The 18,029-nt window shown below is 37.2% G+C and carries 13 protein-coding genes; 4 read left to right on the forward strand and 9 right to left on the reverse strand.

The window, feature by feature from the left end:
* Positions 1-16: 16 nt before the first annotated feature.
* Together J0M37_14535 and radA are read right to left on the reverse strand one after the other, a co-directional pair.
* Positions 17-4,081, reverse strand: coding sequence for a DUF4011 domain-containing protein (locus tag J0M37_14535; GenBank protein ID MBN8586303.1), 4,065 nt, complete (start codon positions 4,079-4,081; stop codon positions 17-19).
* A 22-nt stretch (positions 4,082-4,103) separates the two neighbouring features.
* The gene (gene radA, locus J0M37_14540) at positions 4,104-5,471 is read right to left on the reverse strand and encodes a DNA repair protein RadA (protein ID MBN8586304.1); all 1,368 of its coding nucleotides are present in this window, start codon (positions 5,469-5,471) and stop codon (positions 4,104-4,106) included.
* A gap of 157 nt (positions 5,472-5,628) precedes the next feature.
* Between radA and J0M37_14545 the strand changes: the two genes are divergently transcribed.
* Both J0M37_14545 and lnt read left to right on the forward strand, forming a co-directional pair.
* Entirely contained in the window at positions 5,629-6,096 is a 468-nt protein-coding gene (locus J0M37_14545) for a 2-C-methyl-D-erythritol 2,4-cyclodiphosphate synthase (GenBank protein MBN8586305.1), read from the forward strand.
* 52 nt (positions 6,097-6,148) lie between these two features.
* Positions 6,149-7,819 carry an apolipoprotein N-acyltransferase gene (gene lnt, locus J0M37_14550; protein MBN8586306.1) on the forward strand — a complete coding sequence of 557 codons (1,671 nt, stop codon included), beginning with the start codon at positions 6,149-6,151 and terminating at the stop codon, positions 7,817-7,819.
* Here the strand turns inward: lnt and J0M37_14555 are convergent.
* From J0M37_14555 to J0M37_14575, 5 genes are all read right to left on the reverse strand, one after another.
* Positions 7,783-9,678 carry an SPOR domain-containing protein gene (locus J0M37_14555; GenBank protein ID MBN8586307.1) on the reverse strand — a complete coding sequence of 632 codons (1,896 nt, stop codon included), beginning with the start codon at positions 9,676-9,678 and terminating at the stop codon, positions 7,783-7,785. The two genes, lnt and J0M37_14555, sit on opposite strands and share 37 nt — an antisense overlap.
* Before the next feature lie 24 nt (positions 9,679-9,702).
* A complete protein-coding gene (locus J0M37_14560) occupies positions 9,703-9,978 on the reverse strand; it encodes an HU family DNA-binding protein (protein ID MBN8586308.1) in 276 nt (91 codons plus the stop codon).
* A 317-nt stretch (positions 9,979-10,295) separates the two neighbouring features.
* Positions 10,296-11,714, reverse strand: a complete 1,419-nt coding sequence (locus tag J0M37_14565; GenBank protein MBN8586309.1) for a hypothetical protein — start codon at positions 11,712-11,714, stop codon at positions 10,296-10,298.
* Positions 11,715-11,717: 3 nt separating this feature from the next.
* Complete coding sequence (lptC, locus tag J0M37_14570) at positions 11,718-12,260, reverse strand: LPS export ABC transporter periplasmic protein LptC (protein ID MBN8586310.1); 543 nt, start codon at positions 12,258-12,260, stop codon at positions 11,718-11,720.
* Positions 12,261-12,288: 28 nt separating this feature from the next.
* Positions 12,289-13,257 carry a KpsF/GutQ family sugar-phosphate isomerase gene (locus J0M37_14575; GenBank protein ID MBN8586311.1) on the reverse strand — a complete coding sequence of 323 codons (969 nt, stop codon included), beginning with the start codon at positions 13,255-13,257 and terminating at the stop codon, positions 12,289-12,291.
* Positions 13,258-13,375: 118 nt separating this feature from the next.
* Between J0M37_14575 and rlmD the strand changes: the two genes are divergently transcribed.
* Both rlmD and J0M37_14585 read left to right on the forward strand, forming a co-directional pair.
* Positions 13,376-14,785, forward strand: a complete 1,410-nt coding sequence (gene rlmD, locus J0M37_14580) for a 23S rRNA (uracil(1939)-C(5))-methyltransferase RlmD (GenBank protein MBN8586312.1) — start codon at positions 13,376-13,378, stop codon at positions 14,783-14,785.
* A gap of 117 nt (positions 14,786-14,902) precedes the next feature.
* The gene (locus J0M37_14585) at positions 14,903-15,400 is read left to right on the forward strand and encodes a DinB family protein (protein MBN8586313.1); all 498 of its coding nucleotides are present in this window, start codon (positions 14,903-14,905) and stop codon (positions 15,398-15,400) included.
* 149 nt (positions 15,401-15,549) lie between these two features.
* Here the strand turns inward: J0M37_14585 and J0M37_14590 are convergent, their stop codons facing one another.
* Both J0M37_14590 and J0M37_14595 read right to left on the reverse strand, forming a co-directional pair.
* A complete protein-coding gene (locus J0M37_14590; GenBank protein MBN8586314.1) occupies positions 15,550-16,875 on the reverse strand; it encodes a 2-oxoacid:acceptor oxidoreductase family protein in 1,326 nt (441 codons plus the stop codon).
* Positions 16,872-18,020, reverse strand: a complete 1,149-nt coding sequence (locus tag J0M37_14595) for a pyruvate flavodoxin/ferredoxin oxidoreductase (protein MBN8586315.1) — start codon at positions 18,018-18,020, stop codon at positions 16,872-16,874. The genes J0M37_14590 and J0M37_14595 overlap by 4 nt, the downstream gene beginning before the upstream one ends.
* Between the last annotated feature and the right edge of the window lie 9 nt (positions 18,021-18,029).

Here is an 18,029-nt window from a genome sequence, read left to right on the forward strand (position 1 = left end):
ATAATTAAAATAGCTTTCAATTTGCCTGCTCAATGAATTCCCTTAGCCTTTTAAGCTCCCGCTCGCTGTTATTCCACCAATTTACAGACCATATCCTGATAAACTTCATACCGAACTTTTGCAAATATTTCCCTCTGAATATATCCCATGCGTAAGCCTCATCAGAAAAATGTTCAGAGCTGCCGTCACATTCGATAGCTATTATACTGCCTGATCTTTCAGCAGGTAAAACAGCAATATCAACTATAAAGCCGCCTGTTGAATAATTTTTAATTAATCTTTCCGGAGGCACTAATAAGCTAAGGTTCCTGTAAACTTCATCTTCAAAACCGGTTCCCCTGTTAATATTGCTTTTGCCCGCACTTTTTTCGGCTTCAGCGCTTATAAGATCTAATACAGAATTTTTACTTTTCAGGTCATACTCCTCTATAGCTTTAGCGTAAGCTAGATAAGCATAGAATATACCTTTTCCTTTATTACCTGAATGAGCAATAAGCGAAGGAAACTCCCTGATATATTCATTAGGTATTGAAGTACAGACTATCATCATATGTTTAGCTCTGGTAATAATTACGTTCAGCAGCCTGAAGCCTTTTTCCTGGTTAACCGGACCGAAGTTTTGAAGAAAACTTCCATCTGCCCTTTTACCGAAAGTTGTTGATATTATGATTATATCACGCTCATCACCCTGAATATTTTCAAGGTTTTTTACAAAGAACGGCTCAGAAGGATTATTCATAATTATTCCAAGCTTCTGGGCAAAATCACTGTTATTATTGGCAGCATAATTTATCATATCGAGGATATAATTCCTTTGAAAGATATTAAATGTTGCTACTCCAATGCTTGGGTTATTTTCGCCTTTTTCAGGAATAATCAGCTCATTGATAAGGCTGATAACTTTCTCGGCTTCCTGTTTATTTATTCCATCAGCCTGATTATAGATACCGCAAACATTAAAATACCGCATAGCTTTATAGTTATTTGCCGGCGGCATTGGACTAAGGCGTGAGCCGTAAAATGCCGCATTGGAAAATTCTATCAGATCTGGGTGCTTAGAACGGTAATGAATATCCAGGAATGACTGGCTGTAGCCTCTGCGGATCGCAAATTCAAGCAGTGACTCAGAATCAGCCAGATTGCGCGGATCAGTGGTTAATATTACTTCATCTTCCTCTTCATTCATATTATCACTATCGATCACAATTTGTGAAGATGCAAAATAATTAGATGGGGGCATCTGGTTCTCGTCACCTGATACAACCCGGTGCTTTCCGCGCAGTTTTGCAGCGTAAACATCTTCAACTCTAAGCTGGCTTGCTTCATCAAAAATAACTATATCGAACAAACCTTCACTCATTTCAAATAGACTGCTGCATACTACAGGGTTAACAAGCATTACGGGGAAGTGGTCTGTAAATACCTCGTGATCTGCGGCAATTATCTTACGCAGGGAATTCCGTTTTTGATATTTACTGTTACGTGATTTGTTATATAAGGCATTTATGCTGATCCCGGTTCGTTTTTCAAACTCAGCTGCAGATCTTTCCTGCCGTTTTTGCCAGTACTCCAGGATCAATGCAGACTGGTATTCCTTTATTTTATCAAGGTTTCCTGATATTTCATCCAATAAGCTGTCATCCCTCAATTTTATACTGTTTTCATTTGCCACAAGTATATTAAAAATAAAAAACTGTTCGGTATCAGCTTCCCATTTTTCATGATTAATTTTCAGATCAATAAATTCATCAATTAATTTTTTTGAAATTTCACTGCAGCCAAGGTAGTCACAACGCCAGTAAAAGTAATCATATAATGAATTTATATCTTTACTTATTAATTCAAGTTTTCCGGATATCGTACTTAATTTATCAATTTTCTGCTTAATTGAATGATCTCCAAAATAATAAGCTTCAGAAAATAAACGGGAATTATTAATAATACTCAGAATATTCTCTGCTGATTTTTCAGCTTCATGTAAAATTTCAGGCTTATTGTATGCAAATTGGTCAAAATCAGATGATGAATAATTCCCTAACTTTGAAACCCTGTATTCTTCAATATTATCATACCAGCTTTTCAATTTTGCAGATAAGGTGTCAATTTGCGGTTCAATTTCGGTTAAACTTTGCTGTATTTCGGTAATTTTAAATTCAAAATAATTTTGTTTACAGAATTCCCTCACTCCATAAAATAAGGGTAAGATATCTTTTTTATCAGTTTTAAGTTTTTTATATTTTTTTGAAAATAAAGAAAGAACCGATAGCTTAAAATTCACCCATCCATTTAATTCAGTAAACAGATTTTTGTTTAACGAACAATTTTCATGGTACAATACTGAAATATTATCAATAATGCGTTGAAGATCATTATAATAGGTATTATAATATTTATCCAGGCAAGCTGCGTAATCTGAATGGACAGTATTCAATTTAACCAGGGTACTGTTTATATCTGCGTGGAGTTTTTTAATTTCCCCGGCAAGCTCCAGAACAATATCCCTGGCTGAACGGGTTTTAAATAAATCGTCATTCAGTATTTTGAATATATCCAGTTCAGCTTCAGCAGCTTTAAACAGCTTACTGTTTTTTGAAACATTGTTCAGAGCAGTATTATATTTTTCTGAAATATTTTCAGCAGTAAAATCAATTTGCAGGTTTTTTAATTTACGGTAGAGCTTTAAATAATTTTTATCATCATCACTATTCTTTAATAATAACCCAACAAGATCGCCCCATGACATATCATTCAAAAGATTTTTGCCGTAAAAAACATGATTATTGTTTACAACACTGATAGCTTCATTTGTTTCAGTAAAAATATTATTTAAAATACTTCTGTTTACGGGATTAACCTGCGGTTTAGGGTCACGGACAGCATCTACTATTTTTCTGCGGTCACGGTTAACATCTTCAATAAGCCCGCATAAGCTTCCTAAACCCAGGGCTGTAAGGTTTTTAAGTATTACCTCCAGTGCTGTTCTTTTTTCACACACAACCAGGCACTTAGCATTGTTAAATAAAGCATTAGCTATAATTGCAGTCAGGGTCTGGCTTTTTCCAGTACCGGGCGGACCGTGAATAATAAGCCTGCTGCTTATTCCAAGGTTTTTTAAAGCTCTTTGCTGCGCCGGATCTGTATCTATCCCTGAAAATTTTACTTCCTGGTAGGGGTCAATTTGCAGCTTATCATACTTTAGCTCACCTGATTTATCTATGAGTGTTTTGATATCTTTAATAAGCGGCTCTTTTGGTGTTTTAAATAGACCAAATACACCAGAATTATACACAACCGGACTGCCGATTTTTTTTACATATTCAGACCGCTTTTGCTTATCAAGCATCTGCTCGATCTGTAAAGGAACATCGTACTTAATTGCATTTGAACTGATCTGTTGTAAAAGCCTGTTAATTATTTCAAGAAATTCAATTTTATCCAAAAGGGAATCAGAAAGATATTCTTCATTTAATTTTGAAAATCCCGATGAACCCATGTCACCTTCAAGGTAGTTCAGCAGTACATCATTAATGCTGATACTATGTTCTTCATCCCTTGAAATTATCCATTCATTTTTATCTCTTTTAAGATCAAGCATCCAAATAAATACTGGCGCATTTATTATTCTTGATGGATCATTTTTTGTGCGGTATAACAGTGTCGGGTATCCAAAACCAAATGTTTTTACTCCATGTTCAAGATATGTATCTTCATTTTCATAATATACAGATGATAATCTTTTGGAAATAAGGTTCTGCCGCATTATTGTATCTTTATCTGTATGATGAGGTGAATGTACTTCTAAACCGGCATGTTCAGGCGCAGGCATCCCCTGCCCGGGATTTTCTTCATTTTTAACGGAAGCAAACTCAGGATCAACAGCTTCAATTTTAAATTTAAAATTAAAAGAGGGGCTGCCAAGAAGTTTATTAATGAAATCTGCAGGCAGATTTTTGCTGATATAGCTCAGCTCATAAATATCCAGCCTTGATGCGAGCCTGCCGGGATAGGAATTCAGGTGAATAGAACGGGTATTGCCTACCTGTAGTTTTTGTTTAAGCTTTTTAAGGAATTCAATATTCACTGGATCTTGAGCATTTGATAAGTTACAAAATTAACCGGATAGCATCCTGGATGCTTTCAACGGGGATATATTCAATTTCTTTGGAGGGTTTAAAATTTTTCATATTGCTGTTAGGAAGCACTACTTTTTTAAAACCAAGCTTAAGCGCTTCCTGTATGCGCCTTTCAGCGAAGCTTATTCCGCGAATTTCTCCGCTCAAGCCTATTTCTCCAAGTATAAGCATATCTGCGTCAATTGAAGTATCTTTAAAGCTTGAGCATATACTGATCGCAGCAGCAAGATCGATGGATGGTTCATCAATTTTAATACCGCCTGCAATATTCAGGAAAACATCAAATTTAGAAAGATGGATCCCGATCTTTTTTTCAAGCACGGCAATTAAAATTGCCAGCCTTTTATAATCAAACCCGGTTGCAGTACGCTGCGGAACTGAATACCCGGATGAAGAAACCAGTGCCTGAACTTCTATCAAAATCGGGCGTGTTCCTTCCATACTTGCAGAAACCGTGCTGCCTGAAATTCCTCTTGAACGCTGAGAAAGGAATACTTCACTGGGGTTTCGGACTTCCATAAGCCCGGTACCTGTCATTTCAAATATCCCGATCTCATTTGTAGAGCCAAACCTGTTCTTTATAGCCCGTAAAACTCGGTAAGAGTGTGTTCTTTCACCTTCGAACTGAAGAACAGTATCAACCATATGTTCAAGCACTTTGGGACCGGCTATAAAGCCTTCTTTGGTAATATGCCCGATAAGAAAGAATGAAATATTCTTAGCTTTGGCAATCTGAATAATTGCAGCGGTTGATTCGCGAAGCTGTGAAACACTTCCAGGGCTGGATTCAAGCTCACTTCTGTAGATAGTCTGTATAGAATCAATGATAACTATATCAGGTTTTAGCTTATCAACAACTGCAGCTATAATTTCAAGGCTGGTTTCTGATAGTATGTAAAATTCATCATGAGCAAAGCCGAGTCGTTCACATCTAAGCTTTATCTGTTTGGGAGATTCCTCTCCGCTTACATAAAGAATTGTATTGTTTTTTATTTTATCGCTAAGCTGCATCATAAGTGTAGATTTACCGATTCCGGGATCACCGCCAACAAGAACAACTGAACCCGGTACAACTCCACCTCCCAAAACACGGTCTAGCTCTTCAATTGTGCTTACAATTCTTTTATCTTCAGTAATATTTATATCAGCAACTTTTGAAAGATTTGTTAATTTTGCACTAACGATATCACTGCTTCTGGATTTAAGCTTGTGTTTATCGGTTTGCACAATTTCTTCTACAAATGTATTCCATGAATCGCATTCAGGGCATTTACCCAGCCAGCGAAGTGAAACATAACCGCAATTTTGACAAATATACTTTGTAACCGGTTTAGCCATATAAGTAATTAATTTGCAAAATTACTTAAATACTCAATTATTTACTAACCATTAATTAACTGCATAGCCGTATGAAAATCATCACATTAATGAATGAATTTAACGTCCAATTATTATGGCTTAAAACAATCTTTCATTATTTATATATTTACATTATATGAGGATAGGCTTTGGTTACGACGTTCACAGGCTTGTAAAAGGCAGGAAACTGATCCTTGGAGGGGTTACGATTCCGCATAAAAAAGGACTGCTGGGACACTCAGATGCGGATGTGATGCTGCATGCATTATGTGACGCAATTTTAGGCGCAGCAGGTCTGAGAGATATCGGGCATTATTTCAGCAATAAGGATGTTAAATGGAAAAATATATCAAGCCTGGTTTTACTAGCAGAATGCCTAAAGCTGATTAAAAAACAAAAGCTGAAAATTGGCAATATTGATATTACGGTGATACTGGAGGAGCCAAAGATAAGTCCATATATTGACCAGATGAAAAAGAATATAGCCGGGACACTTGGTATTAGGTCAACTCAAATTTCCATTAAATCTACAACTGCCGAAGGCCTGGGTTTTATCGGTAAAAAACAGGGGTGTTCAGCGTATGCTGTTTGCCTTTTGAAATAAATCTGCCAATACACCTGCATAAATAAATCTAAAATAACATCCACGCAAAATATTGAATATACTGCCCAACAACCCGAAATTAAGAGCTTTATTATTATGTATTTTAAGCGGAGCATTTCTCGGGCTTTCATTCCCTCCGTTTAAAACATGGTTCTTTGTTTACTTCGGGTTAATGATATTGTTATATCTGGTATTGAGCGCATCAAGATTCCGTCACGCTTTGGGCAGAGCATATGTAGTTATGCTGGTTTTCAATGAAATAACCCTTTACTGGATATCAGGCTGGCACAGTGATGACACATTCCTTAAGATAGGCGGAGTTGCTACTGTTATTGTACATTCATTTTTCATGCTTATACCGGTATTAATAACATACGGGGTATCAAGAATAAAAAAAGAGCTGGCACTGGTTTTATTCCCGTTTATATGGGTAGGTTATGAATACTTCGATAATGTCTGGCAATTTGCCTTCCCCTGGCTTGAGCTGGGGAACACTGAAACGTATAATTTAAGCAGGATCCAGATAGCGGAAATTGCGGGAGTACACGGTCTAACTTTTATGATATGTTTGATTTCCGCTTTGCTTTATTATATAATTTCCAAAATTTACCGGATGCAATGGAAAGTTCTTTCGGTTAAAACCGTTCCGCTTTACATGCTGATATTGATACTGTTATTAATCCCGAACTTTTACTCTATTTACAGGCTGGATGGAACTGATAATACCGGTTATTTTAATTTAAGTGACAGTACAAAGGTAGTAAATACAGCTATTGTTCAGACAAATACAGACCCTTTTAAGAAATGGGGCGGGAAACATGAAGAGATAATAGATACTTATATAAACGGTTTACATGAAGGTTTGAAATTCAACCCTGATATGCTTGTGCTTCACGAAACAGCAACACCGTATTATTTCCTTGAGGATATAAACCTCCTGAAATCAAAACGATTTTTTGACCTTGCAGATTCAACCGGTAAATATATATTAATGGGTATTCCGCATAAGTATTATTACCCTGACTCTGTCATTCCTCCTCCGGATCACAGAGTAACCGACGGTTCAAAAAGGAAATTTGATGTTTTCAATTCCGCAATTTTAATAGAGCCTAATAAACATTTCAGAAATTTTACTATTCATAAAAAGGTTAAGCTGGTTCCCTTCAGCGAAAGAATGCCTTACCAGGAAAAAGTACCGTTCGCAAAAAAATGGTTTACATGGGGTGTTGGTATCAGCGGCTGGCAGCTGGGAAATGATATGAACCTGTTTGAGCTTAAGGATAAGGAAAAGAATATTGATACGAGATTTGCAGCTTTGATATGTTATGAATCTGTATTCAGTGAATTTTTCTCGGAGTTCTCCAAAGCAGGCGCTGAATATTTTGTGATTGTCACCAATGATGGCTGGTGGGGTGATAATGCGGGACCTGAACAGCATAATCAATATGCTGTATTAAGAGCTGTTGAAAACAGAAAATGGATCGTTCGCTGCGCGCAAACGGGGGTTTCATGCTTTATTGATCCACTTGGTAATATTTACGACCCAATTTCCTACTGGAAAGAAGGTGTTATTGACAGAAATATAATCGCCAATACAGAAAAAACTTTCTATGTACAACACGGAGATATAATAGGCGTAACGGGATTTTATGCCGGCATATTAAGCTTAGCCGGCTCTATAATTTTTTATGCGTATAAAAGGAAACTTAGGAGCAAAGCCTGAAGCCTTCCTTTTTCCTTAGTTCTTAATTCCTCAGCTTTTTTTCTTGCCTCTTCAATTGAAGCAAACTCACCAAACCTGGCCCTGAACCATGTTCCTTTTGAACCAAGATCAACTTTAACAACATTACCCTTTAACCCGGGGATTAAGCCGCCAACAGCGCTGATACGTTTATTGGCTTTTGCATCAGAATCCCATGCAGATTCCTGTATGGTGAACTTGCCATTATCAAGCTGAATATATATAACTTTATTATAATCATCAAGCCAGCCCATTGAGCTTTTTGTAACTCCGGGGACGTTTGGATTTGAATTTGGCTGACCGGTTGTTTCCTGTTTAGGCTGTTCCTGTTTTGGAGCTTCCTGTTGTGTATTTTGCTGAACAGGCTGCTGGGTAACAGGCTGCTGCTGAGTTGGCTGTTCCTGTTTAGGCTGTTCCTGGGTAGTGTTCTGCGGAGCAGTGTTTTGCTGTTCAACCGGCTGCTGCTGTGTTGGCTGCTGGTTATCAAGCGAATTAACAGAAGCCTGATTATTATTATGAGCAGTATTCTGAGGTTCTTCAGTTTGACTGGTTTCCTGCTGTACTTCTTCAGTATTTTCTTCTGAAGGTGTAAAGAAATATTTATAGATTACCGGTGAAAATATGAGCAATATGAGTACAATTGAGAAGAACATAATAAAGGTTGTTACATATATTCTCAGCTTTGACTTATATTCAGCTTCTTTGGTAGCCTGGTATAACAGCTCATACTCATATGACATTGTCTGAGTATCTGTCGTATTAGGTTCGCTATCTTTATACCATATGTAATATGAATTATCCTGAAGCTTATGTTCATAGCCATCACCATTACCGTTGCCGTTACCATTGCCGTTTCCGTTAGCAAATGGCATCGGGGTAATTGTGGTCTGATACTCGTTGGTTTTACCCTGGTCGCCTGTTATCAGGTTATGCAGCTCTACAGCACTTGGCGGAATAACTGTCTCAACCGGGGGGATCACGTTACTTTCAATAACCGGTGGAACCGGCGGAATATTGGTTTTATTGATCTCACCCGAGAATTTTTTCTCTTCATTGGATACTTCCGTGAAATAATCAGAAAATGACTTTTCAGTCACTTCTTCAACTTCTTTTTCAGTATCTTTTAAGTTTGATTTCAATTCTTCAGTCTTATTATTCAATTCTTCTGCTTTAGTGCTTAAAATATCCGTCTTTGAAGATATCTCTTCAGCGGTTTTTTTGATTTCTTCGGTTTTTTCTGATATGATCTCAGAAGTTTCGTTAACTTTAAATGTTTCTGCCTCATTTACCGGAGGAATAACGACCGGGGGAACTACAGGAGCAGAAAAAGTTTCTTTTTCTGTTGATTTTTGTTCTACTTTGGGTGTTGTTATTTTATTAAGGATCTCTTCCCTTTTGCGTCTGATCTCATCTTCTACTGATAAATTCTCTTTATCTTCAGGTTTCATATCGTTTGAAGAGCTGAACTGTTCATTTTCAGCAGGTTTAAAAATTACAGGATTTTCAGTAATTGGCTTAACAACCGGCGTTTCAGATATCTTTTCCTGTGCTTCAGTTGAAGTAATCTTTTCAGGTTCAAATTGTCTGTTCTCTTCAAATGCACGCTGATTTATTTCTTCTTCAAGTGAAAGTGTCGGAAGGAATTCGACAGTCTTTTTATCATTCTCATCACCGCTGTTATACTTAATGATAAACTCACCCAGGTTTGTTACATCAGCAATATTTTCTTCTTTTACTCCTTTTATAATTCCGGCAAAGATATCGTCATATATCTTTTCAGCCTCAAAGTTTGTGAGCTTAAAATACTTGCTGATCTTTTCTATTATTTCCTGTTTTATCATAACCCTTGAATTTAATTGGGTAATTTAACGAGAATTTATTGTGTCAAGAAATATTCTGTCAGGAAAGAAAGTAACATGGTTTTTAGCCATTGGGATCGGTTCGTTCAGCTTCATAAAAGATGATGAATCTGCTTCTTTTCTTTTTATTGTGAAAGTACCGAAATTGGTTATGCTTACTTCACCGTCTTTTTTAAGCTTTTCAACCAGCCTTTCAACCAGAATGCTGAGTATCATTTCCGCGCGCCCGGTTGTTATGTTATGATCTACTGCCAGTTTGTTTATCAGATCAATTGTTGTCATATAAAAATATTTAATTGGATATAGAAAACCAATTAAAGATACCCCTTTTGGTATTATTTTGCAATAGTACAACAAGTGACTTTTGACTACACAAACAACGGTATTTCATTATTGACGGTTTTATAAGTTTCTTTCCCTCTATTATATACTTCTTATATAAACCTTTACTTTAAAGCGTTATACTAACTGCACTAATATAATAATTTATTTTTTATTGTCAAATAGGCAAAAAAACAAAAAAAATAGAAACCTCAAAAATAAGCGAAAATTCACATTTTCCGGGATTCTATTTAGTTGATAATTTTAACTGATTTAGATTATTGCGAGGGTCTTTGCGGTTTATTCGTCCTTATTCTGAATCCGAGCAATCTTAGTTCATCTGTGTTCACCAGATTTTCAGGAAAGTATGTACCGGTTGGTTTACCGTAAATATTTACTTTATCAACTTTCTTTTCTTTAAAATGAAGCTTGATCACATCTCCGTTTGAACGGTTAGCGCCGTTGGGAGAATTGCTGTCATAAACAAAATAAATACTTGCAGCGTTCGTATCCACCTGAATAAAATCAACCTGGTTTTGAATAAACTTAATATGCATAAATATTCCCGATATCTGGTCATACCTTGATGAGTTCAAATCATTAAGCTGCAGCGCGAATGCGCTTTTGATAATATATATATCATCAATATCATCCCTGAAGTAAGCGTAAATTGAATCACCTGTGACCTGCATCTCTTCTTTCCATACAACAGGCTCTCCAGCCAGGGATATCACACCGCCTTTACCGCTTATATCCCTGAAATAATAACCTGAATTGGATACAGAGGAAAAATCATTCCTGATAGTTTTGACGCTGTCTCTAGCGATATAATGTTCAGGTATATTCCTGAATGATTCCATTTTTTCACTGAAAATAAATGTTGTATCTGTGTTTCCATCTTTGGTTTCTATCTGTACAAGCCGGGCCCTGCCCCGTACAAATGAATAATTCCTGGTTTCGTAATTTTCAGCGTAGCTGCCGTAAACAACGGCGTTTTCTGTGAGGAAGTCGATCTTTACATCTTCTTCAGCTATTGATTTTTTTTCAAACTCATAATAAGTGGCTTTCTTCGAAGTAATAACCGTAGAGTCGCTTTCAATTTTTACATTTCCTGTTGCTGTAGATATACCAATCAGCTTTTCATAAACCAGGTTATCCGAATATATAACAGATGAATCGCTTACCACCTTAACATTCCCGCGTGCATATGATTTCTGAACGCTTCTGTAATAATCAAGTTCATCAGAAGTAATGGTATATGAAGTGTTATCAGTAATCCTGACATTTCCGCGGAAATTTGCCAGATCCTGTGTAAATAAATATACACCGTAATTAGCTTTTAAGGTAGTTTTAGGGTCAGTTAAAGTAGCTCCGGCGGGACATACAACCTTTGACTCATTGCCGTAATACGTTCCCTGCGGAGCGAAAATTGAAAGTGTATCCTGCACAACCTTTACGTTCCCGTAAAGGTCAGCTTTATTTTGGTTAAAATACTGTATCACCCTGTTACAGGTGATATGAACGTTATTGTGTGAAAGCGATACATTCCCTACAGCTTCCCTGACCTGTTCACCATCAATGGTTTTTCCAACAAGGCTATCAGCATGATTTATGGTAATTTTATCCTGAGCATTAATATGCATAGCAAAAATCAGGATAATAAAAACTGATATTTTAATAATTGACTTCTGTTTCATCTATTATTTCTGGACCTGCCCGCTCACTTTATAAATAACATAATTTTTCAGGTTTTGATCCGCTTCAAAACCGTATCCCTGGATATCTTCGGTTTTAGTTGTAATATGAACGAACTCATCGGATTTTATCCGCTGGGTTTTATTCACCCAATATAGCTTATTTGTTGTAAGCACAGAGCCATCAGTAGAAACGAGCTTAACATCTTCATATACTTCAACATCTTTAGTCGCATCATAAATTTTACCGCGCCTGCCTGTTAAAGTTGAGCTGTAAACACCATCTTTGTAAAAATCCACTTTTGCATTACTGTCAATCAGCGTATAGTTGAATTTAGAAAAGATCCTTATCCTGCCGGCAGTTAAAACAGCTTTAACTTTGCCTGAATCAGAAAAAGTAACTGTGGTATTAAAGCTTTCCTGTGAAGGGATACTATCGGTTGATGTTAAATTTATCCGGGGAGGCTCAATTTTATTATCACCTGAGCAGCCTCCGGCTGCGAGTAAAGCTCCGGATAAGACAATAAAATAAATAATTTGTTTAAACAATGCTGTATTTAAATTCAAATTATATCAGCTATCCCAAACCCGCCTTAACAAGGTCATGCATATGCACAACTCCTGTAGGCATTTTTTTCTTATCGGTAATTATAAGCTGTGTAATTGTATATTTTTCCATAAGCTCAAGGGCAGTTTCACCCAGCATATTTTCATTAATCAGCTTGGGTGAAGTATTCATAATATCCTTCGCTTTAATATCGGCAACATTCTCATATTTCTGCAGAGTTCTTCTGATATCACCATCCGTTATTATGCCTTTTAGCCTGCCGGTTTTATCAATTACACAGGTACATCCCAGCCTTTTTGATGAAATTTCAAAAACTACATCCTTGAACAGTGCATTTTCTTTAACCCTGGGAATTTGCTGGTCACTTACCATAAGATCACTTACCCTGAGCAGAAGCTTTCTTCCGAGAATTCCCCCGGGGTGAAGCATAGCGAACTCTTCCTTGGTAAATTCCTTTTTCTTAAGCAGCGCAATAGCCAATGCATCGCCTATGACTAACGCTGCAGTTGTTGATGTAGTAGGCGCGAGATTATACGGACATGCTTCCTGTTCCACGGAAGCATCTATAACAACATCGGAAAGATCTTTTAGTTTTGAATCAACATCACCGACTATTGAAATAACCTTAACACCGAACTGGTTAATAGCCAGCAGAAGCTGAATAAGCTCATAAGTATCACCTGATTTTGAGATACAAATTACAACATCACCGCGGCGTATTATACCAAGATCACCATGAACAGAATCAGCTGAATGCAGAAAAATTGAAGGGGTACCTGTAGAGTTTAAGGTTGCAACAATTTTCTGCGCAATTATACCTGATTTGCCCAACCCGGTAACGATTACCCTGCCTTTGCATTTATAAATTATTTCAACCGCTTCAGAAAATGTTCCGTTGAGTCTTTTTTCGAGAAGGCTTAATGCTTTACGTTCAATCTGTATCACACGCTTCGCATCGGATATAGCTTTATTTTTCACTAATTATCAAATTAATTATCCTGAATATTATAATTATATTTGTACATTATAATAAAATTAGAATTTTATTTAAAGCTAATATTACTTCATATAAATTACATTTAAGAAAAGGAAAGTTTTGGAAAATCTGAAAAAAGACGATATTATAGAGGTAACAATTGATGATATTGGGGCAGAATCAAGCGGAATAGGCAGATATAACGGCGAATATGTGGTTTTTGTACCTAAAACTGTACCGGGTGATAAAGTAAAGGCAAGGATAAAAAAGAAAAAAAAGAAATATGCAGAAACTGAGTTAATTGAAGTAATAGAGCCTTCACCGTTCAGGATCACGCCTGAATGTGAATACTTCGGGACCTGCAACGGCTGCAAAATGCAGCATATTGAATATGCGAAACAGCTTGAAGTTAAACAGAACATCGTAAAAAATGCTTTTGAAAGAATCGGCGGATTTGAAAATGTTGTAATTCCTTCTGTAATGGGTTCTGATAATATTTATTTTTACCGCAATAAGCTGGAGTTTTCATTTTCTAACGACAGGTGGCTAACAAAGGAAGATATGCAGGCTGAGAATATCGATAAAAGCTTTGCAGTGGGCTATCATATACCCGGATTCATAGAAAAAATACTTGATATCAAAGCATGTTACCTGCAGTCTGTTGTAACAAACAAAATCCTTAACCTGACGAGAGATTTTTTTAAGTCAAAAGGCACTACAATATATACCACTAAATCACACAGCGGGTATTTAAGATTTTTAACCGTAAGAAGATCCGTTTATAACAACGGGTTAATGGTAAATCTAATAACGTATGATGATAACCCGGAACTGATCAATGAATATAGTGCCGTAATACAAAAGGAAATACCGGAAGTAACGACCCTGGTCAATTCACTAACACAATCCAAAGCGCAGGTAGCGCTGGCTGATAACTTTAATATTATTTACGGTTCCGGTTATATTGAAGAAAAAATTGGCGGCTGCAGATTTAAAATTACACCCAATACATTTTTCCAGACAAATTCAAAACAGTGTGAAAAGCTTTTTGCAGCAGCCGCTGTTATTGCAGATTTTACAAAAGAGGAAAATGTCCTGGACCTGTACTGCGGCTGCGGAGCTATATCCCTGTATATTTCAGATAAGGTTAATTCAGTTCACGGAGTTGAATTAAGCAATGAATCAATTGATATGGCAGGTGAAAATGCTGAATTGAACGGTGTTAATAACTGCACATTTGAAGCAATGGATGTTAAGGATTACCTTGAGAAGCTGATTGGCGATACAAAAGAAATCAGATTTGATACTGTAATTCTTGACCCGCCAAGAAGCGGTATTCACCCTAAAGCAGCGGAATACCTGCTGAATTACGAAGCGAGGAAGATAATCTATGTTTCCTGCAACCCGGCAACTCAAGCCAGGGATACAGCACTGCTAAAGGGAAAGTACAATATCGGCGAAATTCAGCCTGTTGATATGTTTCCGCATACATTTCACATTGAAAATATTGTAAGGCTGGATTTGAAGTAGACACTTTTGTGGTGTCAGGTATATACCTGACACCACTTGTTATTACAATTATAGCAATATCCAAGAAGTATGATTAATTTTTGAAATGTATAATTGCGTAACATTAATTATAACAATATGACAAACGAAAAAACACAAACACTGATAAAAGCTTACCAAATGGCACGTAATCTTTCGAACTATTATATTTCTAAAATGGAATCAATAGATATCCATAAAGTTTACGAAGTAAACGGTGTGAAAATGAACAGCGCTTACTGGATACTCGCTCACCTGGTATGGACAGAACACTTCCTGGTAATTGAAGGTATTGGAGGCGAAAGCCTTGGTATTGAATGGCTGAATGATTACGGGTTTGGTTCAGTACCGGATGAAATTAAAAATCAGCCTTCTATTGAAGAAGTAAGGAAAAGGTTTGAAGAAGTACACACAAAAGCAATGGATATACTTAACAGTATGACAGATGAGCTGATGGAGGCTGAAAATAATATAGAAGCAAATTTTGGAGGCAGCAAGGATAAATTCCACGTGCTTATGCATGCCATAAGGCATGAACCGATGCATATCGGGCAGCTTAGCTGGATTTTAAAGATAAACGGTATTAAGCTAACATAGTTCGCAAGAAATTTAGCGTACCGGATGTATTAGATTTATTTCAACTGTATTTGGAAATGAAGTATCGAAATTGCGCTTCGACTCCGCTCAGCGCGACAAAATTCAGAATTCATTTTAAAACTACAATAGTTAAAAGGTTAATAATACGTTTATAACTTATAAAACTCCTCTTTAAAAATTTTATCATAGGTACCGAATCGTTTTTCAAGAAGGAGTTTGAAAGCATTATGGTCTAAAATATCATAATGCATCAATATATAATCAACGGCACCTATGGCCGCTTTATCGCCGCCGCAAAGCCTGCGAAGCGGAAGAGTAATGATATTCAGACCTTTTTTTTCAATATTTAAAGATTCATCAATAATAAAAATTGTTTTTTCATTAATCCTGTTAAAAATATCCTGGGCTTTAATTTCTTTTAAGCCGTTTTCAGATACCGCTACAACGAAATCCGCAGAAGATACTCCCGTGAAATTAATTTCACCGGGTGAAATAATTACTTCACTTAATGAAAATCCTGAGCCTTGAGTAACAGGGTTATCATTCTTTTGCGTCACTTCAAGTCCGCACATCAGTGCGGCTTCGGCAAACATAGCTGCTGTTGACTGCACCCTTTCACCGGCGCTTCCTGATATTATGATCTCCTTTGGAAATTTCAATGTATGCTCATAAGCAGGATTAATATATTTTAAAGCCTTAATTTCTCCTTTATGCGCATGCACATCTGTATGATATTTTTTACTGAACTCAGCCCTGGAATCTGAATTCTTGATCTGCCCGACTGTATGTCCTTCTTCTTCAGCCATTTTAACAAGCATATTGCCTTTTATATCATTGCGTTTAGTGCCGTGTTCTGTGCACAGTTCAAGAACTTCAACAATTGAAAATCCGTTAAAAGCAATTGCATTGCTGATTGTTTCTGTGAGGTCCTTATCAGTAGCGGTTTTACGCGCAATGAAGCCTGCTTTTGATGCATCTGCAATGCTGCAAATATCAAGCGAAGGATTCATACTGCCGAACGGAGATGTTATTGTATTGAAGTGTTCAGGTGTGAGCGATGAGGTTTGCCCTCCTGTCATACCGAACAGGAAATTATTGGCAACAATTACAGTTACATCCACATTCATAAGCGCAGCATTTACGATATGGAGCAATCCTATCATTGAGCCGCCATCACCGATAAGGACTATAGTTTTAAGCTTACCTGATGCCAATACTTTATCAGCAACGGCAATGCCTGTAGCAAAACCTGTTGACCTTCCGTGTGTAGTGTGTACTGTATGCACTTTATCAAACAGCGCATCTGCAAGTCCGATACAGCCTATATCGGTTACAAGACAAACATCATGCGGATCAATCTGTAATAGTCCCAGCGCGTCATTTAATTTTTTCAGGATATTTGAGTGCCCGCAGCCTTTGCAAAAAGGCATTACTGCACCGTGAGTCATATAAGAACACTGCTCTATTGTATTCATAAATTCATGATCCTTTCTGTAATTTCATCAGGAGTTATCATAGCACCAAGCTTATTAATACCCAATACATTATAATTTTTCAGCAAGGGCTCAATTATCATTCTGTACTGACCTGAAAAATTCTCTTCAGCTATAAAAATATTTTTGCAGCCTTCGGCTGCTTTGAGTATTGCTTTATCGGGTACAGGGAACATGCTGAATATAGTAAGCGAAGATATTTTTTTGCCCTGTTTCCTTATTTTTTTCACAGAATCTTTCATTGTCCTGGCTGTTATTCCAAAGCTTATTAAAAGGTTATCTGAGCCTTCTTCGTGATCCTCTTTTACCAGAACCATTTCATCACGGTAAGCCTGTATCTTTTCTTCAAGATGTTTAAGAACAGCAAGAGTTTCGGGGTCATTTTTTTTCAGGCTGCCTTTGGTGTTATGGGCTGAGCCCGTTGCTGTTACTTTTACTTTTGACCCAACCGGTGCAAATTTGGCTATCATCTCAGGAGAGTCAAATCCATACATTTTCCAGTTATTAAAATCCGCATCGTTTTCAGAGATCAAATGCCTGTGAACAGTCGCAGAAATTTTAAGCTTACTGTAATCTACGCTTTCGGTTGTCATACCTATCTCTTTATCGCTAAGCAGCACAACCGGTGTACGGTATTTTTCAGCCCAGTTGAACGCTTCTATGGTCATCTCATAACATTCTTTGGCAGTAGAAGGATAAATTACCGGGATAGTATAGCCGCCGCTTGTCGCAAATTCTGTGATCAGTATATCACCCTGCGCTCCCTGGGTAGCTCCGCCGGTGCATGGTCCGAGCCTCTGCACTACGCTGATAACAACGGGTGTTTCAGTTATCAAAGCATACTGTACAGTTTCTATCATTAAAGCCCAGCCCGGGCCGGATGTTGCTGTCATTGCTTTAACTCCCCGCATTGAAGCGCCTACACAGTAGGCAAGCGCAGAGATCTCATCAGGTGAGCTGATTGCTATTCCATTATTAAGAGGCAGAAGATCAATTAATCCTTTATAAATTCCGGAAGCAGGCGTAATTGGATAACCGGCAAAGAACTTACAACCTGCTTTTATTGCTCCTTCCGCTGTCATTTGATTTCCGCTGCGAAGGGCAAGCTTTTTAGTTTCTGTGTTCATAACATTTCC

The organism is Ignavibacteria bacterium, from assembly GCA_017303675.1.
GTDB lineage: Bacteria > Bacteroidota > Ignavibacteria > Tepidaquicellales > OLB5 > OLB5.